The following is a 19,226-nucleotide window of genomic DNA, read 5'->3' as shown; positions in this document are numbered from 1 at the left end:
GAGCAAAACAAAAAGGCCGGGTTGCCCCGGCCTTCGTAAATTCTGTCTGTCCGAAGCGATTAACGCTTGGAGAACTGGAACGAGCGGCGGGCCTTTGCCTTGCCGTACTTCTTGCGTTCGACGACGCGGCTGTCGCGGGTCAGGAAGCCGCCCTTCTTCAGCACCGCGCGCAGGCCCGGTTCGAAGTAGGTGAGCGCCTTGGACACGCCGTGGCGAACGGCACCGGCCTGGCCGGAGAGGCCGCCGCCGGCAACGGTTGCGATGATGTCGAACTGGCCGTCACGGGCAGCGGCGACGATCGGCTGGCGCAGGATCATCTGCAGCACCGGACGTGCGAAATATTCCGCGAATTCCTTGCCGTTGACGATGATCTTGCCGGAGCCCGGCTTGACCCAGACGCGGGCGACGGCGTTCTTGCGCTTGCCGGTCGCGTAGGAGCGGCCGAGCGAATCGACCTTGCGGACGTGGGCCGGAGCAGCAGCTTCGGAAGCCGTGCCGAGATCCTTCAGGGAGGAGAGGTCAGCCATATCAGGCGCTCCTTACGTTCTTTTTGTTGAGCGCGGCAACGTCGAGGGCGACCGGCTGCTGGGCTTCATGGGGATGGTTGGAGCCGGCGTAAACGCGCAGATTCTTCATCTGGCGACGGCCGAGCGGGCCACGCGGAACCATGCGTTCGACGGCCTTTTCGAGGACGCGCTCCGGGAAGCGGCCTTCGATGATCTGGCGTGCGCTGCGTTCCTTGATGCCGCCGGCATAACCGGTGTGCCAGTAGTAGACCTTGTCGGAATACTTCTTGCCGGTGAAAACGACCTTTTCGGCATTGATGACGATGACGTTGTCGCCGTCGTCAACGTGAGGCGTGAAGGTTGCCTTGTGCTTGCCGCGCAGGCGCATAGCGATGATGGAAGCGAGACGGCCAACGACCAGCCCTTCGGCGTCGATGATCACCCACTTCTTCTCCACCTCTGCAGGCTTCTGGGAGAAGGTTGCCATAGTGAATACTCTCTTTTGGGACCCTTGGCCCGAAGGCTTGAAGGGCGTTTCTTGTTGCTTGGATTGGCACGCTCGAGGCATGCCAAAAAGAAAGCAGCCCGGATAGGCTGCGTTCTGGCGCGGTGTATAAAGGGAATACGACATGGGGTCAATATCGACTTTCCCGAGGTTTGGAAAAAAAATAAAGCAAAAACAATAAGTTAGATATATGGTATTGCAATACCTCATATTTGTCGAGGTCCCAGGCTGCTGCGCCGGACGTTTTTGGCGTCGCCTCTGCCGGTTTGACGTAAGGTCCGACGGTCGAAAGCAGCTCTCAACCTTTGAACGCGCGCAGGCATTTCATCATTTCGCGAAGGCCGCGTGTCAGATGTTTGTCCCGGCGTAGAACCATGCCGAGGCGGCGCGTCAGCCGCGGGTTCAGCGATGATGTCGTCACGAGGCCGGCGCGGTCGCGCTTCAGCGCCAGCCCCGGCAGGATCGACCAGCCAAGTCCCACAGCCACCAGCTCCTTGATCGCCTCGATACTGCCAAACTCCATCGCAGGTCGGATCCTGGTATCCGGGGCGGCTAACCACGCGTCGATCGCGCGCCTGGTATTGCCGCCCTCATAGAGCAGCAGTGTCCTGTTGCGCATGAATGCGGCGTCCGGTCCGTCTTCGGGCATGAGGCTGCCCGCGGGGGCGACGGCCAGCAATTCCTCTTCGTAGAACGGTTCGATCTCGAAGTTCCGTCCCGATGCCGGCAGGGCAACGACGGCGATGTCGAGGCTGTTGGCTTCCAGTTCGTGCAGAATGTCGTCGGCATCGCCGATGCGCACGGTGATTTCGAGCCCGGGCATGCGTTTTCTGGCGGCAGCAATGGCGCGAGGAAGCAGATGGATCGACGCCGTGCCGCCGCTGCCGATGCGCACGCGGCCGCTCGCACCATCTCTGTACGGCACCATCGCTTCTTCCGCGGCGGCCGATTCCTGAAGTAGCCGCCTTGCATGCACGAGCAGGTCGAGGCCTGCAGCGGTCGGCTGTGCTCGCCGTCCGACGCGCTCGATCAGCCGGACGCCGAGCCGCTGTTCGAGCCCCTTGACCTGCAGGCTGACGGCCGGTTGCGTCAGGCCTTCCTTGTCGGCCGCAGCCGTAAAGCTTCCGAGATCGGCAACATTGACGAAGGTGGCAAGCTGATCAAGATTGAGAGGCATACCAAAGAAATCCTTATGCATATGATAATATCAATAAGCTTCTCTCGCGGCATTTTCCAGCGCATCTTTCACCCGTTCAAGAAAGGAAGAAGCGATGGCTCTGGAATTGAGCGAGATCTTCGAAACACCTCGCGATATCGTTCGGTCGAGAATTCGCTGGATGGCGCGATGGAGCCGGCGGCGGCTGATGACGGTCGAACATCACCTCGAAAAGCGCCGCAGCCGTCGCACGCTTTCGGAACTCACCGACGACGAGCTTTGCGATGTCGGTCTGACCCGTGCGCAGGCGAGGGCCGAGACATCGAAGTCGTGGTTCTGGTCCTGACTTCAGCGGCCAAGGCGGGGTGGGGATCCTGCTCGAAATTGCCGGCGCCTTGTGGCAAAACGTCTGCCTGAATCGAGCGCAGGGAGCAGCATCATGGCCGAAATCGTATCTTTCCCGGACGCAGCCAGAGCGGAAGAGGGCGGATTGTTGATCCGCTCGCTGCGCGACGGCGTGCTGCGGTTGGTGCTCAACAACCCACCGGCGAATGTGTTTTCGATCGCACTTCTCGAAGCGCTGATGAGCGAGCTGGAGACGGCCGAGGCGGAGCCGGATGTACGCGTCGTCGTCATCGCCTCGACCGGTAACGTCTTTTCCGCCGGGCATGATCTCAAGGAACTGACGACCCATCGCGCCGATGAAGATCAGGGTGCCAGTTTCTTCGAAAAGACCTTTCGGCTCGCTGCCGATCTGATGCTCAAGATCGCGCATTTGCCGAAGCCTGTCATCGCCGAGATCGACGGGCTTGCAACGGCTGCGGGCTGCCAGCTCGTTGCCTCCTGCGATCTGGCGATATGCACGGATAGTTCGACATTCTGCACGCCGGGCGTCAATATCGGCCTGTTTTGTTCGACGCCGATGGTGGCCGTTTCCCGTGCCGCGCACCGCAAGCAGGCGATGGAGATGCTGCTGACCGGCGAGACGATCGACGCCTCGACTGCCAAGGATTTCGGCCTCGTCAACCGTATCGTGCCGAAGCAGTATTTGGCGCAGGTGGTTTCCAAATATGCGGCTGTGATCGCCAGCAAGTCACCGCTGACGCTGAAGATTGGCAAGGAAGCCTTCAACCGGCAGCTCGAACTGCCAGTGGAGGCGGCATATGATTATACCGCCAGGGTGATGGTCGAGAACATGCTGACGCAGGATGCGCAGGAAGGGATTGGCGCCTTCCTCGGCAAGCGCAATCCTGAATGGAAGGGCGAGTGACTACGCCAGTTTCAAAATCAGCCCGCCGATGGCGATGACGACGCCGGCGACGTAGCGCCAGATGCTGGCTTTTTCCTTGAAGACGGTGATCGAGATCACCAGCGCAAAGAGGATCGCGGTTTCCCGCAGCGCTGCGACGGTCGCGACCGGGGCTTTCGTCATCGCCCAGAGTGCCAGCCCATAGGAGGCGATCGAGCCGGCGCCGCCGATGAGGCCGCGCCACCAGTTGCGACGAACGTGACGCACGACGGCGACAGTGCCGCGTTGCGAAACCGCCCAGGAAAACAGTAGGACGGGTGGCAGCAGCGACATCCACAAAGTGTAGGAAACCGCATTGCCGGAGATACGCGCGCCGATGCCGTCGACATAGGTGTAGCTGGCGATGACACAGGCATTGGTAAGCGACAGCATGACGGCGCGGCTGCTGCCGCGCCGTGCCTCCAGAGCGAGTGTGAGGACGCCGGCGCAAATCGTCATCGTGCCGGCAAGGGCGCCGCTGGAAAGATTTTCCTTCAGGATGAAACCGCTTGTCGCGGCGATCAGTAGCGGTGCGCAGCCGCGCATCAGCGGATAGACGAGACCGATATCGCCGGCCCGGTAGGCGGCGGCGACCAACTGGAAATAAGCGAACTGCAGGATGGCAGAGGCGCCGATGAACGGCCAGGCCGAGGCGTGCGGCAACGGCAGGAACGCCAGGAACGGCAACGCCGAAACAGCGCCGCCGGCAGAGATCAGCGCCGCATCCAGGGATTTATCACTCCCCGCCTTGACGATGGCGTTCCATGTCGCGTGCAGCAGTGCGCCGAAGAGAACGAGCAGGATGACGTCGAGAGGCAAGGGAGTAAATCCGGAAAGGATGACAGGAAGCGGAATACGTCTCGCCTTCGGCGTTTCAAATTCCTGAAAAGACAACTGGGATTTGCACGAAAATGTACGGCTGCGGTCGCTTATGCGTTCATATGTCGAATAGCATCCTTCCACTATGTGAACAATGGCGGCGCATTGGAGCAATTTTTACGTGCGCGCGACATGCGTTCAATCCGCACGATCCTTTCAACTATGAGATGTTTCTAATGGATGGAAGAACAAAGGGCGGAATTACCACGAACAAAAAGAGAAAATATCTACAGGAGCGAGGGAGCCGATTATTCTATGCTGCTGAAATATAGATATTATTCTATAGCTTTGACATAGGGGGAAATTGAAGCTTCCGATTGTGAATCTTCAAGAAATCGCAGCGCACAATTGAGCCAAAACCTTTCGCAAACGCGAAAGACGTACAGTTTCGGCGGCTGTCACGACGTTGAAAACATCAAAGCTGATGATGCGGAACGAAGAGCATCCCGTCAAGGTTGTCGATGCTCTGGCAGTTCAGGACCTGGCAGCGCGGATTGTCCTTTGAGGGGATATGCGTCCATTCCGCATAGTCGGTCGCGTCGCAATAATTGCTGTTGCGGACATAGCGATCGTAGAGCGGCAAGCCACGGGGAGATTGGTAGCGGAAGATGACGGCGCCCTGATTGTGGATGGCGGCGCGCACGCTGGCACAGCTCATGGTGAGCGGATTGTAGCGCGAGATCGCCAGCGCCGGCGATGCGGCGAGCACGAGCATGAGGGTAAGAGCGATTTTTTTCATCGAATCATCCTCACGGAGTATCCAATTCATATATACGGAAAAGATGCCCAGCCGGTTTCACGGAAACGCAAAAAAAACTGCGCGCCGTGGCGAAGGGCTTTCGGGAGTGGAGAAACGGATATGAATCACGACGTCTACACGGATGATTACCTCGCCGGAATTCTGCATTCGGTAAAGACCATCGCGCTGACCGGCGCCTCACCCAATCCGGCCAGGCCGAGCAACGGCGTCATGGGCTATCTGTTGTCGCGCGGCTACGAGGTCATTCCTGTCAATCCGGGGCAGGCGGGCAAACAGATCCAGGGCCGCAACGTGTATGCCCGGCTCGCCGACATTCCCATGCCGGTCGACATGGTCGACGTATTTCGCGCTTCCGAATATCTGGACGGGGTCGTCGAGGAGGCGCTGGCGCTGAGGCCGCTGCCGAAGATCATCTGGTCTCAACTTGGTGTCCGCGACAATGCGGCTGCGGCAAAGGCGGAGGCCGCCGGCATCAAGGTGGTGATGAACCGCTGCCCGGCGATCGAATATCCTCGTCTCATTGCCTGAGTTGCGGTTCGCGGAGACGGATTTTCCACGGAACGCCCATGGGTTGAAACGGATCGCGATTAACTTTCGTTCGCGAGAGGCTATGATCCCTCCCGTCAGCAATAACGGGAGGACGACATGGCCAAGAATGATCCGGGATTCAACACGTTGGCGATCCACGCCGGCGCGCAGCCCGACCCGGCGACCGGCGCGCGGGTAACGCCGATCTACCAGACGACCGCTTTCGTCTTCAATGATTCCGATCATGCCGCCGCCCTCTTCGGTCTGCAGGCTTTCGGCAACATCTACACCCGCATCATGAACCCGACACAGGCCGTGCTTGAGGAGCGCGTCGCAGCGCTCGAGGGCGGCACGGCCGCCCTTGCCGTCGCCTCCGGCCATGCGGCGCAGGTGATCGTCTTCCACAATATCATGCGTCCTGGCGAGAATTTCATCGCTGCCCGCCAGCTCTACGGCGGCTCGATCAACCAGTTCGGCCACGCCTTCGAGAATTTCGGCTGGCAGGTGCGCTGGGCCGATGCCGCCGATCCGGCAAGCTTCGAAAGCCAGATCGACGACAAGACGCGCGGCATCTTCATCGAGAGCCTGGCCAATCCCGGCGGCACCTTCGTCGATATCGCTGCCATCGCCGACGTCGCGCATCGCCACGGCCTGCCGCTGATCGTCGACAATACGATGGCGACACCCTATTTCATCCGTCCGATCGAGCATGGCGCCGACATCGTCGTGCATTCACTGACGAAGTTTCTCGGCGGCCACGGCAATTCGATGGGTGGCCTCATCGTCGACGGCGGCACCTTCGACTGGTCGAAATCCGGCAATTATCCGATGCTGTCGAGCCCGCGGCCGGAATATAACGGCGTGGTCCTGCACGCGACCTTCGGCAATTTCGCCTTTGCGATCGCTGCCCGCGTGCTCGGCCTGCGCGATCTCGGGCCGGCGATCTCGCCCTTCAACGCCTTCCTGATCCTGACCGGCATCGAGACGCTGCCGCTCAGGATGCAGCGCCACAGCGACAATGCGATCGCCGTCGCGAAGTGGCTGAAGGCGCACAGCAAGATCGCCTGGGTCAATTATGCCGGTCTCGACGACGATCCGAACCACGCTCTGCAGCAGCGTTACTCGCCGAAGGGCGCAGGCTCCGTCTTCACCTTTGGCGTCAAGGGGGGGTATGAGGCGGGCAAGACGCTGGTCGAGGGGCTGGAGCTCTTCTCCCATCTTGCCAATATCGGCGACACCCGTTCGCTCGTCATCCATCCGGCCTCGACGACACACCGGCAGTTGACCGACGAGCAGCGGATCGCCGCCGGTGCGGGGCCCGACGTTGTACGCCTTTCCGTCGGCATCGAGGACGTCAAGGACATCATCGCCGATCTTGAACAGGCGCTCTCGAAGATCTGATGTGGTTCGTCACATACCTCTGACACCTACGTCAGTTCCTTTGACAACTTTTTTGAGCAGGTTGTATTGAGTCGACCGCCGAGAAACCCCTGAAAACAGGGCGCTTTCGGCGGTCAAACTTTGAAGAAAGAAGAWTTTTGAATTTTTTTTTTGGTTGTGCTCGAAGGTCGTTTTGTTAACCCCTTGGCCGCACGACAGCCATCTCGGGGAGGCGGCCCAGCGCCCAATTCAGTGCGATGGCACTCCCGGCCTCCGACGGGTTCACCTCAAAACGCCGCGTCAGAAAATCATAGAGTTACAGACCCCGGATCGGCGTCTGTAATACCATGCGCTCAATCTTCCCCGGCGCGGCGGGCTTACCTGACTGGAAACGTGTCGTCAGAGAATGACTGGAAGCTCGTCAAGGCTTCGCGTTCATCAGCCGCCCGACCATGTCGATACTGGCGCAGTTAAAGGAAGACGCCGATGTAAATCAGCCGAGGCGGGTTCAATGCCCCACGTCTCAACCATGAAACTCCCGAACACCGTCATCGAACTGAATTCTCTCGTGGCTCCGAGGTCGGATGTCGTGTTGATGTCCAAGCTGATCGGCCAGTGCTCAGGGCTTGCTTCCTACTCACGAACTTCAAGCTTGTCGCCATATTTCAAGGCGAGCCGACGGCAGTCCTCGCAATTCAACATAATGCCCTCCGCCAAGACACTCGCGGCGGCGGTCGTGCAAACCGAAACGTCCAGTCTCGCGACATGCAGAATTGCATTACCCAGTAGCATATCGCAGGGCGTAGTCTCCACTTCGGCCCCGCCCACGCTATGCGCAGGGACGCCGCGCACGGTCGCCAGCATTCCGCGCTTTCTTAATATGGTTATGTCGGATCCCTTGTCATGACGATCTCTTCTGCCGCCCGGCCGCCGCTTGCTTCGAACATAGCGTCCCGTACCACCAACTACCCCGTATGTTACCGTTACATACTTGCGCATTCGCGATGCACGGTCACGATGAGTAGCTCCGTGTCCTGAGTCTGCATGACAGAGCCGCTGGATGATAGGTCTGCAACCGAGGGAACATCATGACGGCGCTTAAAAGAACGGTCTCGTTACTCGCAGCCGCGGATGGCTCTACCACGATCTATTTCGGCCCCGATCAGCCGAAATACGTCAAGCGAGGCAACTGGGTGCAGACGGTTCCCGGCAAGGGCTGGTTCACGATCCTGCGGCTCTACAGCCCGCTCGCACCCTTGCGAAACGCCCTTGGCTGGTCGCCTTTGCGTTCGGGCTGCTGCACGGGCTGGGGTTCGCGGGGGCACTGTCTGAACTGGCCCTTCCTTCAGGGGACATTCCGCTTGCCTTGCTGTTCTTCAATCTAGGCGTCGAGATCGGGCAGTTGATGTTCATCGCCACCGTGATCGACAACAGGCGCGTTCAACTGATCAATCTAGGGCTCCTGAAATAGGGAGTGGTCATAATCAAACTGGAGGATGTATGATGCTAAGACTCTCAGCAATAAGCATGATCGCCGTCGCGGCGAGCCTTCTAGCGGCATCGCCTGTCTTCGCGCAGGACGCCATTTCGGCTCCAGCGGAAAAGACGATAGGAGCGACCAAGTCAAAAATGGTGCCGTCGCTTGCCGTGCTGAATTCCGGTGGGGCGAAGCTCGAGGGTGGCAAGCTAACGATGAGTGGCATCTCGGCGGTGTCGATCGTGTTTGCCGACCGCCCGGTCCGATCGGCGGGCCACGTGCTGACCTCCGAGTTCATCAAGCAATGGGGTGAGGGGCCCGACAGCTTCGCGAAGGACCCACCCAACGCGACGATATCGGTACTCAGCGCCAAGGGTGATTCTGTTGCCGACGTGGTGGTCGTCCTGAAAATGCCGAAGCTTGAGGGCGGAGACCTGACGTTCGACGTAGCAGTGCTTGAAGGGGACCTCGCCGGAGCCGATGGGCCCGCATCGCTGTTTATCGACTGGTTCGCGGCACGTGGTCCCTATGGGGGCGTCGCCGTGGGAGGCGCTGGGTTCCGCGCGCCGGTTTGGCGTGGCGGATGGTACGCCCATCCAGGCGCGTACTATGGGGCGGGCGTCGTGGCGGGGGCGGCGATTGGTGCGGCCGCTGCGGAGCGACGTTATTACCCGCCTCCGGCATGTGGCTATTATCCGTATCCGCCCTGCTACTAGCACTTAGGGCAAAGTCCATGCTCGCGCTGGGTTCGGTCGTGGGACGCTGCACGACGCGTCCCACCGCAGGCTGAACACTGAGGACGCAAACGATTGGACCATCTCACCCACCCGAATCCAGTTCTGGAGATTCTTGTCGGCACCGTGTTTTTGATCGTTGTGATCTTTGTGCATGGCGTCGGAATCCGAAGCATCGGGCTTCAGTTCAGCAAGTCATGGGCACACGTCACCCCAGCCACGCCGCATTGGCGGCTGAATTTGATGCTCGCCGTAACAATCGCCTCGCTAGCGGTTCTGCACTTCGCGGAGACTCTTATTTGGGCAGTTCCCCTGTACGTCAGGGACATTATCCCTTCGATGCGCGATAGCTACTACTACGTCCTCGAAAGCTATACCACTCTCGGCGAGGGCAACGTCACTCTTCCAGACCGATGGCGTCTGCTCGGTCCTATCATCGGTATGTCGGGCCTGTTCACCTTCGGTTGGACTGGAAGCGTTCTCGTTAGCATCATGACCGATTTTGGCAAGTTCGACCGACTGCAGGCGAGGCGGGAGCGAGTGGAGGAGGGCAAGACGGAGTTGTGAGCAGGCTCGGTCTTCGCGATACGCCTGCACGTTCTCGCCGTCGGCAACGCTACCCGCCCACTCTCCGCCGCCATGCTTTCTGACCAGTGATGCGAAGCGCTTCATGCAGTATGTGTGAAGTCGATCAAGCGCGGCGTGCGGCTTCTTGGCGTCGAGGTCGCGGCGGATTGATGCCACGAGTTCGTCGAGTGTTTCACTGGGTTCGAAAGACTCGATCACCGAGCTGTCGATGTCCTGGCTTACCCCTTCGAACCTGCCAACGGTGATGAAATAGCTGGCCTCGAGCACCTGATCAGCGGGCGTCGTCGCACGGGTGGCGATGGAGCTGCGGTAGTTCCAGAGTTCGCGGAGCAGCTTCGCAATTAAGGAGGCCGGGGCGCGCTCAATGAAGGACCTCAGGCGCTTCGCTTTCGACGTGCCGCGCCCGTTGAAGAGGCGGCCTTCAGTCTCTGGGTCGATGCCCAGTCTCTCATAGAAGAAATCGTTGAAGGTCCGGTCCGAAAGATCGAGGACGTAACCTTGGCCCATTTCAAGGGCTAGCTCGAGCTTCTCCCTTTCGGCGCGCGGGATAAGCTGTTCGTAGGTGCGGGTCATGAGCTCTGGAACTCAACGACTACGGTTTCGGAAACAACAACTCTCATCGTCCTCCCCTCGCAGCTGTACGACAGCCAGTTCGGCGCAAGCCAAGCCTGCGATAAATCGTCAAGAAAACAATGGTTTAACTTGCGGTTGCAGAGTTGCTCAAGGGTATTTGACGAAAGGCACATACTTGAGCAAAGGTATGTGAGGAAACAACCAGACGTACATGACGCCTCCACTGAAAAAACTCTACGATTCCAAAGGGGTACGTGTCAAAGGTATGTGACGAACCACATCTGAGATCAGAGGGACCCATGGTGACCAAGGCAAATTTCATCACCTTCAGCATCGACGGCGTCGAACCCGAGTTCGGCGCCCCAGAGCCCGGCCGGATCATCTCCGGCGATCCGCATTTCCGCACCTGGAATCTGGAGGAGGCCGAAGGCGGCCTCTATTCCGGCATCTGGGAGGCGACACCGGGCAAGTGGCGGATCATCTACGAGGAATGGGAATATTTCAGTCTGCTGTCCGGCCATTCGATCGTGACGGAGGACGGCGGTGAGCCGGTTCATCTGAAGGCGGGCGACCGGATGATCCTCAGACCCGGCTTCAAGGGAACGTGGGAAGTCGTTGAAACGACTCGCAAGGATTATGTGATCAAGGTTTGAGCGGGCCAGAAAATCGACGTTGACGATTCCGCGCTTGTCCCGATTTGCGGCGATGATGGCCCGTCTTTCAGCGAATGGCTGCACCTGTTTCCGGGATAGAACGCTTTTAACCATTCCCATTAATCGTGCCTACATCGTCAAATGCTAAACCTTATCTGCAGCGCATTGCGGACATGATGTCTCCTGCCGTCCCACAGACATGGCCTTGCAATTAATCTTTTCGGAATTTGCATGTCGTCGAATCTTGCAGGTCGGCACGTTCGGACCCAGACGTCTTCCATCATCGCGACAACGGTCTGCTTCCTTGTCGTCGCCCTCGTCCTGACTGGCCTTGTGGCACACGTCGTCGTCACGATGACCCGGTCGGCCAACGAGATCGATGATGCCAGGGCCAGTCGCGCCGCCCGCGCGGCAATCGGTGCGTTTGTGGCTCGCCTCGGCGCGACAACGACGGATAACGCCGTATGGGACGATGCCTATAGCGCGATCTCGTCTCCCACCGCCGCGGATTGGGCCTATGAGAATTGGGGAAAGACCAGCGAGGATTACGCGCTTTATGACGGCGCGATCGTGACCGGCCCTGAGCGGTCTTTGGTCGTCTCGGCCTATGCCAAGGGCAAGCCCTTCCAGCCGGGCACGTTTTTCGGGGAAGCCTTTTATCAGCAGATCAATGCGGCTGCAGATCCGGCGAAGGTGCCGGTGGTCAATTTCATCAAGACCGAAAGCGGTATAGCGCTGATCGCCTCGCAGGCGATCCAGCCGTTCGACGCCGCCGTCGAGGTTCCGAAGTTCAGCGTGCTGACTTTCTACAAGGAGTTTACGTCGGAGGTTCTCGACACTCTCTCCAACGAACATGAACTCGAGGGGCTGAGCCTCGAGACGACGCCCAAGCCGGGATCCCTGAATACGCCGATCACCGACATGAAGGGAGCCGTCATCGGCTATCTCGTTTGGCCCAGCAAAGCGCCCGGAAGCGCCGTGTTTCATCAGGTCTATCCTTATCTTGCAGCTTCTACCGTCATCCTTTCGCTATTCTTGATCGGCGTTCTGTTGGTTGGGGCCTCCGAGGCGCGGCGCCTGCGCCAACTGGCGCAAACAGCGCTTTTCGAAGCGGGCCATGACAGCTTGAGTGGCCTGTTGAACAGACATGGGCTTCTCAACCTGCTGGCAGAGCTGGATAATTCCGGCTCTCCGCCACCCCGGCTCTATTTAGTCGACCTTGATGGCTTCAAGGCCGTCAACGATGCCTGGGGGCATGCGGTGGGGGACGATTTGATCCGGTTGGTTTCGAAGGCGCTGACAGGCTGCCACCCCGAAATCATTGCCGTGGCGCGGCTCGGGGGCGACGAATTTGCGCTGGTACACATCGGTTCTGCCACGTGCGGAGAGATCGAAAAGACGATTTTGGCACTGTTTGCCGAGCCCTTCAAAATCGACGGGCGAACGATCGAAATTGGCGCAAGCATCGGAGCCGCTGCTCGCAACGGCGACGTCCCGCCCCTGGAGCTTCTCCGCAGAGCAGACATGGCCCTCTATCGGGCCAAGGCAAATGGCAGAGGCCAGGCAATCGAATACGATCCCGAGCTGGACCGGGAACGCCAACAGGTCGCCGAACTGGAGGGCCTGTTGAAGAGCGCCATCAACAGCGGCGCAATCGAAGCCGTTTTCCAACCTCTCGTCTCGGCTTCGACCGGCGCTGTGACTGGTCTTGAAGCACTGGCGCGCTGGCGAACTGCAACCGGAAACATCAGCCCGGAGATTTTCATTCCTCTTGCCGAGAGGTGCGGCCTCATCGATGCCCTCGGCGTTCACATGCTGAGAACATCGATCGAGCATGCCAAGAGCTGGCCCGATCTGGCATTGTCGGTGAACGTTTCGCCAATCCAGCTCTGCAATCCGGAATTTGCCGCAGAAGTGATCTCGGTCCTGCAGGAGCTTGATTTCAATCCAAACCGCCTGACATTGGAAATCACCGAAGGTGTTCTGATGACCAATCCGGATCAGGCCCGGCGGTCGATAGACCAGCTCAAACGCGTCGGCATTAAGTTCGCGCTCGACGACTTTGGCTGCGGCTACGCAAGCATTGGCGCCTTGCGGCAGTTCGGGTTTGATCGCATGAAGATCGACCGCTCGCTCGTGTGGGCTCTCGACGAAGGTGCAAATGGCGCCGATGTTCTTCGGGCAACCATCTCGCTCGCGACCGCGCTGCGGATTCCGGTTACCGCGGAAGGTATCGAGACTACCCGCCAGGCGGCGATCTTGCGCGATGCCGGCTGCGACCAGCTTCAAGGATATCTGATTGGAAAACCTATGTCGGCATATGACATATCCAGTAAACTGGAAGAAGAGTCAGCCGCATGATGCCGCCAAGATCGTGGCAATATGCTCGGTATTGATGGCTTGTCGCCGGCGTTCCAGCAGAGCGGTGACCGCTGAACACGGCTCCCTTTCATTCGCTGCCCGATGTCCTGACCGTTAACCTGGACCGGTTGCCCTCTGCAGCATTTCAAAAGCCGCGCGTGCCGTGGCGCTTCGCCCCGAGGTGCTTCTCCTCGACGAGCCGACCTCCGCCCTCGACTCGATCTCGACCGCCAAGGTGGAAGAGCTGGTCGCCCAGCTGAAGACGGAGTTCACCATCGTCATCGTCACCCACAACATGCAGCAGGCAAGCCGCATCTCCGATAACACCGCCTTCATGTATCTGGGCGAGCTGGTCGAATACGGCCCGACCGCTGAGATTTTCCAGTCGCCGAAGGTCAAGCGTACGGAAGACTACATTACCGGACGTTACGGTTGATCCTCGCGCGGTGGATCACCTCTGCGAGGGATGGATCACCACTGCAAATCCAGCCGGTCCAGCCCGTGGAAATGGTAGACATCCTTGACCACCGGCGTCTTCGCTAGCCTCAGGCCGGCAAGCCGCTCGAACAGGATCGGCAGCACGACGTTGAGCTCCAGCCGCGCCAGCGGCGCGCCGATGCAGAAATGGATGCCGGCGCCGAAGGAGAGGTTCGCCGCCTCGTTACGATCGGGCCGGAAGGTCAGCGGATCGGTGAATTTTGTCGGGTCGAGATTGGCGGCGGCGAGGATGAGGCTCACCTTGTCGCCGCGCTTGAAGGAGACCCCATCGATTTCCGCAGGCTCCAGCGCCCAGCGCTGGAAGATGTGGACCGGCGCGCAGATGCGCAAGGTTTCCTCGACGGTGCGCTCTGTCGTCGCTTCGTCCCGGAAGAGTTCTGCCGGATCGCAGCCGCTGTCGAGGATGGTACGCACGGAATTGCCGATCTGGTGCACGGTCGCCTCGTGCCCGGCATTGAGCAGCACGATCGTCGTCGACACGAGCTCCTCATCGGTCAGATACTGGCCCTTGTGCTCGGTATGGATCATGTGGGTCAGCAGGTCGTCACGCGGTTCGGCGCGGCGTTCTGTGATGACCGTTTTGACGTAGTCGGAAAATTCCTTCGCCGCCCGCTCGGCCTCCTCCTCCTGCTCGCGCGTGCGGCCGAACATGTACATGCGAACATAGGCGTGCGACCAGGTAAGCAGTTGCGGTCCCATCTCTTCGGGAATGCCGATCATGCGGGCGATCATGGTCACCGGGATGATGTCGGCAAAGGCCGAGAGTAGCTCGACCTCACGCTTCTCCGCGAAACCGTCGATCAGCCGGTTGGCGAGTTCGGCAAGCTCCGGTTTCATCTTCTCGACATGGCGGGAGACGAAGGCGCGGTTGACGAGCGTGCGGAGCCGCGTGTGCTCCGGCGGTTCGAGTTCGAGCAGGGAATAACGTTCCGAGAGATCGAAACTGGCAAGATGCGGCATCGGCTCGGCAAGGCCGAGCTCCTCGCGGCTGGCGATATGCAGGATCTGCCGGCCAAAGCGGCGGTCGCGCAGCAGGCCGTTTACATGGTCGTAACCCGTGAAGAACCACTGCTTCTGCTCACTCCAGTAGAAGGTCGGGCAATGGGCGTGAAGTGCGGCATAGACGGCATTCGGGTTGCCGTAGAAGGCCGGATTGCGGCCGTCCAGCGAGACATGGCGGTTGGCGCGGTCGATCGAGAGAAAGGATGGGATCATCATGCCACGAGGCTTATCGGATTTGCCGAGCCTCGGAAAGATGCGGGGTGAGGGACCCAGGACTACCCGGCCCGTGACAGCGTACCCATGCGTCGCAGCGCCTCGACCTGGTCGTCGACCGTCGGCACGAGTTCGCCGGCGGTGCCGCTCGGCGTGGCCGGTGCCGGGGCAGCGGCCTCCGCTTCGCCGAAGGTGACCGTGCAGTTGCGGCCGGCCGCCTTCGCCGCATAGAGCGCCCGGTCGGCGGCCGAGATCAGTTTGTCGATATTGGCTTCGATCGAGGAGGCAAGCGCGATGCCGATGCTGACCGTGACCGGGACGATCGCTTCGCCGGTGCTGACGGGAAGACGGCAGAATTCGGTGCGGATCGCTTCGGCGATCGCCTCGGCTTCCGTCTGGTCCGTGACCGCGGCGAAGGCGGCGAATTCTTCGCCGCCCATGCGGCCGAAGATGTTGTTTGGAATATACTGGCGGGCCATCCGCGCGAATGCGGTCAGCACTGCATCGCCGGATTGGTGGCCGAAACGGTCGTTGACACGCTTGAAATGGTCGAGATCGAAGAGCATCACCGCGACCTGGCGCTGGTCGTCATGGGCCTTTTCCTGGATGCCGTCGAAATAGCCGAGCAGGCCGCGGCGGTTGAGCACGCCGGTCAGCGAATCAGTCAGGGTGAGCGCACGCAGGTGCCGTTCGGAGCGCTCCATGATCAGCCGGCAGGTGAACGCGAAGGCGATTGTGAGCAGGAAGGCGCTGGCCATGGCGGAGGCGCCGCCGAGATTGGTCGCTTCGATATCGCTCGGCAGCGTCAGCGCCATCATCAGCGCTGAGCCGAAGCACAGGCAGCCCTGGATGACGAACACGCCCATCAGCTTGACGCGGGTACGCTCGCGGCGCATGTCGCCGGCGGCGACCGCCATGGCAAGTGCCGTCGCACCCGTCGCTGAAGCAAGGTTATAGAGCACCACCCGGTTTGAATAATCGCTGTTGACCCAGGGCAGGAAGACCCCGGCGAGCCAGATGACCGGCGGCAGCAGCGCCCACCATTCGATCCGCTTGCGGTCGAGCGCCAGAAAACCCGCCACCCAGGCGCTCTGGCCGAGCAGGGCGATGGCATTGCCCGCCTCTATGGAAAGCACGCTGGGGATTTCGCCGCGCAGCGCGACCATCGCAAAGCCAATACCGGTCAGGAGGAAGCCCAAGCCCCAATAGAGATAGGCCTCGTTCCTGACGTTATGGCGCCAGGCGACGAACAGCACCAAAGCGAGCGTCATGGCCTCGGAACACCAGATGGCGAGACCTGTAGCAATATTGAACACGGCAGCAACCCCTTGTCTGTCGGTTCTCATCCTTGCCGAGGAAGCTCGCCAGTTCCTTAATGTCGCTGCGCTGCGGCATTGTTTCAGGCCGATATCTGCCGGTAGGCTTTCCGTTGGGTAAACGTGTATGAGCACAGTCGAATAGAGTAAGCCTTCCTTCACACTGTCATGGAGAAAAGCCGGGGGAGATCGTAGCAAGGGCTCGCCGTTAACAGGCGTTTGGGGGAAAGAGGCTGCCTGGAGCCGCCTTGCCCCGCCTTCTTAACGTTATCCTCATGCGTGTCTTGAAGAGGAGGGCCGGGACACTCTATGTAGGGGTAAGATATTTTTCTTTGATTCCCGGCGCCGGCCGGCGAGACGTTGACAAAGGACGCACATGAGAAACCCAGTCGATACCGCAATGGCCCTCGTGCCGATGGTCGTGGAACAGACCAACCGCGGTGAACGCTCCTACGACATCTATTCCCGCCTGTTGAAGGAACGCATCATCTTCCTGACGGGTGCCGTCGAAGACCATATGGCGACGCTCGTCTGCGCCCAGCTGCTCTTCCTCGAGGCCGAAAACCCGAAGAAGGAAATCGCCCTCTACATCAATTCGCCCGGTGGCGTCGTCACGGCCGGCATGGCGATCTACGATACGATGCAGTTCATCAAGCCCGCGGTTTCGACGCTCTGCATCGGCCAGGCCGCATCCATGGGCTCGCTGCTGCTGGCTGCCGGCCACAAGGACATGCGCTTTGCCACGCCGAATTCCCGCATCATGGTGCACCAGCCCTCGGGCGGCTTCCAGGGGCAGGCCTCGGACATCGAGCGGCACGCCCGCGACATCCTCAAAATGAAGCGCCGCCTGAACGAGGTCTACGTAAAGCACACCGGCCGCACCTACGAAGAAGTTGAAAAGACGCTCGATCGTGACCATTTCATGGATGCGGACGAAGCCCAGAGCTGGGGCGTGATCGACAAGGTTCTGACGTCGCGCCTCGAAATGGAAGGCGAACAGGCCTAGTAATTAATAGGGATGGTGTTTTTGTCGCCACAGTTCTATCCCATTTGTGATTGAACAGGGGCTTTCATACGGCGACGAAGACGCTAATAGTAACTATTAATGCTATGTTGAATTTTTATGACATAGCATTCGGCATTCGAAGGGGAATTCGTTGCCGCCGGAACCCGGACATGATTGGTTGGGCCCGGTTCGTACCCCCTGAAGCCCTTCTCGGCAAAGGCTCCGGAAACGGAGTGCCGCCAGGAGCTGATAGAGTGGACCGCGATTTCGCCTTGAAATGCGGCGTGCTGGAAGGAAAGTGATATGAGCAAGGTCAGCGGCAGCAACGGCGGCGACTCCAAGAACACGCTTTATTGTTCGTTCTGCGGAAAGAGCCAGCACGAAGTCCGGAAACTGATTGCCGGACCGACCGTCTTCATCTGCGATGAATGCGTCGAATTGTGCATGGACATCATCCGCGAGGAGAACAAGTCTTCGATGGTCAAGTCCCGTGACGGCGTTCCGACGCCCCAGGACATCATCAAGGTCCTCGACGAATACGTCATCGGCCAGCGGCAGGCGAAGAAGATCCTGTCGGTCGCCGTTCACAACCATTACAAGCGCCTGGCGCATGCCTCCAAGAACGGCGAAGTCGAACTGGCGAAGTCGAACATTATGCTCGTCGGCCCGACCGGCTGCGGCAAGACCTATCTTGCCCAGACGCTCGCCCGCATCATCGACGTTCCCTTCACCATGGCCGATGCGACGACGCTGACAGAGGCCGGTTATGTCGGCGAGGATGTCGAAAACATCATCCTGAAGCTCCTGCAGTCGGCCGACTACAACGTCGAGCGTGCGCAGCGCGGCATCGTCTACATCGACGAAGTCGACAAGATTTCGCGCAAGTCCGACAACCCGTCGATCACCCGCGACGTCTCGGGCGAGGGCGTGCAGCAGGCACTGCTGAAGATCATGGAAGGCACGGTCGCTTCCGTTCCACCGCAGGGCGGCCGCAAGCATCCCCAGCAGGAATTCCTGCAGGTCGACACGACGAACATCCTGTTCATCTGCGGCGGCGCCTTTGCCGGCCTCGACAAGATCATCTCTGCCCGCGGCGAGAAGACCTCGATCGGCTTCGGTGCGACCGTCAAGTCGCAGGATGACCGCCGCGTCGGTGAGGTCCTGCGCGAGCTGGAGCCTGAAGATCTGGTCAAGTTCGGCCTCATCCCTGAGTTCATCGGCCGTCTGCCGGTTCTGGCGACGCTTGAAGACCTCGATGAGGACGCGCTGATCCAGATCCTGTCAGAGCCGAAGAACGCGCTGATCAAGCAGTATCAGCGCCTGTTCGAGATGGAAGACGTGGAACTGAACTTCCACGAGGACGCTCTGCGCGAAATCGCCCGCAAGGCGATCGTGCGCAAGACCGGCGCCCGCGGCCTTCGCTCGATCATGGAGAAGATCCTGCTCGACACGATGTTCGAATTGCCGACGCTGGAAGGCGTGCGCGAGGTCGTCATCTCCGAGGAAGTGGTGCGCGGTTCGGCCCGTCCGCTTTACATCTATGCCGATCGCCAGGAAGAAAAAGCCAACGCTTCGGCGTGAGCTTGGGCTTTCGTGTGATTATTTTGGGGGCTTGCCATAGGCAGGCCCCTTTCTATTTGAAAAACCATGCGAAGCGCTGCTAGTATTTGCTGGTGGGAACCGACATTGCCTTTGCCGATGTTGCGCAAGGGGTAGTGCTTGGCAATCATGCAATGATTCCGTAAGTCTCTTGCTGGCGTTTGTATTTTAGCCGGGTCGGAAGTGGTAAGCGCCGGTCCAGCC

At 59.8% G+C, this 19,226-nt stretch carries 17 protein-coding genes and 3 pseudogenes; 13 read left to right on the top strand and 7 right to left on the bottom strand.

Annotation, left to right across the window (positions count from 1 at the left end; all coding sequences use genetic code 11):
* Positions 1 to 59: 59 nt before the first annotated feature.
* The 3 genes from rpsI to AC1D2N_RS13500 all read right to left on the bottom strand — a co-directional run bounded on the left by rpsI (position 60) and on the right by AC1D2N_RS13500 (position 2,188).
* A complete protein-coding gene (gene rpsI / locus AC1D2N_RS13510) occupies positions 60 to 527 on the bottom strand; it encodes a 30S ribosomal protein S9 (protein ID WP_018241561.1) in 468 nt (155 codons plus the stop codon).
* Position 528: 1 nt separating this feature from the next.
* Positions 529 to 993, bottom strand: coding sequence for a 50S ribosomal protein L13 (rplM, locus tag AC1D2N_RS13505; protein ID WP_003558420.1), 465 nt, complete (start codon positions 991 to 993; stop codon positions 529 to 531).
* Positions 994 to 1,309: 316 nt separating this feature from the next.
* Positions 1,310 to 2,188 (bottom strand): LysR family transcriptional regulator, encoded by an 879-nt coding sequence (locus AC1D2N_RS13500; protein ID WP_130652172.1) that lies wholly within the window; start codon positions 2,186 to 2,188, stop codon positions 1,310 to 1,312.
* A 94-nt stretch (positions 2,189 to 2,282) separates the two neighbouring features.
* Between AC1D2N_RS13500 and AC1D2N_RS13495 the strand changes: the two genes are divergently transcribed.
* Together AC1D2N_RS13495 and AC1D2N_RS13490 are read left to right on the top strand one after the other, a co-directional pair.
* On the top strand, positions 2,283 to 2,513 hold the full coding sequence (locus AC1D2N_RS13495; RefSeq protein ID WP_130652173.1) for a DUF1127 domain-containing protein: 231 nt from the start codon (positions 2,283 to 2,285) through the stop codon (positions 2,511 to 2,513).
* A 93-nt stretch (positions 2,514 to 2,606) separates the two neighbouring features.
* Positions 2,607 to 3,437 carry an enoyl-CoA hydratase gene (locus AC1D2N_RS13490; RefSeq protein ID WP_130652174.1) on the top strand — a complete coding sequence of 277 codons (831 nt, stop codon included), beginning with the start codon at positions 2,607 to 2,609 and terminating at the stop codon, positions 3,435 to 3,437.
* Here the strand turns inward: AC1D2N_RS13490 and AC1D2N_RS13485 are convergent, their stop codons facing one another.
* Positions 3,438 to 4,274 carry an EamA family transporter gene (locus AC1D2N_RS13485; RefSeq protein WP_130652175.1) on the bottom strand — a complete coding sequence of 279 codons (837 nt, stop codon included), beginning with the start codon at positions 4,272 to 4,274 and terminating at the stop codon, positions 3,438 to 3,440.
* A gap of 475 nt (positions 4,275 to 4,749) precedes the next feature.
* Positions 4,750 to 5,073 (bottom strand): hypothetical protein, encoded by a 324-nt coding sequence (locus AC1D2N_RS13480; RefSeq protein ID WP_130652176.1) that lies wholly within the window; start codon positions 5,071 to 5,073, stop codon positions 4,750 to 4,752.
* A 120-nt stretch (positions 5,074 to 5,193) separates the two neighbouring features.
* Here AC1D2N_RS13480 and AC1D2N_RS13475 point away from each other — a divergent pair, with 120 nt between their 5' ends.
* From AC1D2N_RS13475 to AC1D2N_RS13435, 9 genes and pseudogenes are all read left to right on the top strand, one after another.
* Entirely contained in the window at positions 5,194 to 5,622 is a 429-nt protein-coding gene (locus AC1D2N_RS13475; protein ID WP_018447514.1) for a CoA-binding protein, read from the top strand.
* A gap of 117 nt (positions 5,623 to 5,739) precedes the next feature.
* Positions 5,740 to 7,023, top strand: coding sequence for an O-acetylhomoserine aminocarboxypropyltransferase (locus AC1D2N_RS13470; protein ID WP_130652177.1), 1,284 nt, complete (start codon positions 5,740 to 5,742; stop codon positions 7,021 to 7,023).
* A gap of 1,100 nt (positions 7,024 to 8,123) precedes the next feature.
* Positions 8,124 to 8,258 (top strand): annotated as a pseudogene (locus AC1D2N_RS13465) (DUF1214 domain-containing protein); the annotation flags it as partial.
* A 2-nt stretch (positions 8,259 to 8,260) separates the two neighbouring features.
* A pseudogene (locus AC1D2N_RS13460) lies at positions 8,261 to 8,428 on the top strand (HupE/UreJ family protein); the annotation flags it as partial.
* Positions 8,429 to 8,502: 74 nt separating this feature from the next.
* Positions 8,503 to 9,195, top strand: coding sequence for a hypothetical protein (locus tag AC1D2N_RS13455; RefSeq protein ID WP_018447519.1), 693 nt, complete (start codon positions 8,503 to 8,505; stop codon positions 9,193 to 9,195).
* Positions 9,196 to 9,288: 93 nt separating this feature from the next.
* Positions 9,289 to 9,780, top strand: coding sequence for an ion channel (locus AC1D2N_RS13450; RefSeq protein WP_130652179.1), 492 nt, complete (start codon positions 9,289 to 9,291; stop codon positions 9,778 to 9,780).
* Positions 9,781 to 10,673: 893 nt separating this feature from the next.
* A complete protein-coding gene (locus AC1D2N_RS13445) occupies positions 10,674 to 11,027 on the top strand; it encodes a cupin domain-containing protein (RefSeq protein ID WP_130652180.1) in 354 nt (117 codons plus the stop codon).
* A gap of 231 nt (positions 11,028 to 11,258) precedes the next feature.
* On the top strand, positions 11,259 to 13,388 hold the full coding sequence (locus AC1D2N_RS13440) for a bifunctional diguanylate cyclase/phosphodiesterase (protein WP_130652181.1): 2,130 nt from the start codon (positions 11,259 to 11,261) through the stop codon (positions 13,386 to 13,388).
* A 154-nt stretch (positions 13,389 to 13,542) separates the two neighbouring features.
* Positions 13,543 to 13,824 (top strand): annotated as a pseudogene (locus AC1D2N_RS13435) (phosphate ABC transporter ATP-binding protein); the annotation flags it as partial.
* Between the two features lie 35 nt (positions 13,825 to 13,859).
* On the opposite strand, the gene AC1D2N_RS13430 reads toward AC1D2N_RS13435, so the two are convergent.
* Entirely contained in the window at positions 13,860 to 15,104 is a 1,245-nt protein-coding gene (locus AC1D2N_RS13430; protein ID WP_018241579.1) for a cytochrome P450, read from the bottom strand.
* Positions 15,105 to 15,163: 59 nt separating this feature from the next.
* Entirely contained in the window at positions 15,164 to 16,579 is a 1,416-nt protein-coding gene (locus AC1D2N_RS13425) for a GGDEF domain-containing protein (RefSeq protein ID WP_018241580.1), read from the bottom strand.
* 214 nt (positions 16,580 to 16,793) lie between these two features.
* Here AC1D2N_RS13425 and clpP point away from each other — a divergent pair, with 214 nt between their 5' ends.
* Both clpP and clpX read left to right on the top strand, forming a co-directional pair.
* Positions 16,794 to 17,423 carry an ATP-dependent Clp endopeptidase proteolytic subunit ClpP gene (gene clpP, locus AC1D2N_RS13420; protein WP_003547334.1) on the top strand — a complete coding sequence of 210 codons (630 nt, stop codon included), beginning with the start codon at positions 16,794 to 16,796 and terminating at the stop codon, positions 17,421 to 17,423.
* A 303-nt stretch (positions 17,424 to 17,726) separates the two neighbouring features.
* Positions 17,727 to 19,004, top strand: coding sequence for an ATP-dependent Clp protease ATP-binding subunit ClpX (gene clpX, locus AC1D2N_RS13415; RefSeq protein WP_017963839.1), 1,278 nt, complete (start codon positions 17,727 to 17,729; stop codon positions 19,002 to 19,004).
* Positions 19,005 to 19,226: the final 222 nt, after the last annotated feature.

It is taken from the genome of Rhizobium sp. P1_B8, from assembly GCF_056406515.1.
Note: the sequence above shows the minus strand (reverse complement) of the source record. Positions and strands in the feature narration are given on the sequence as shown.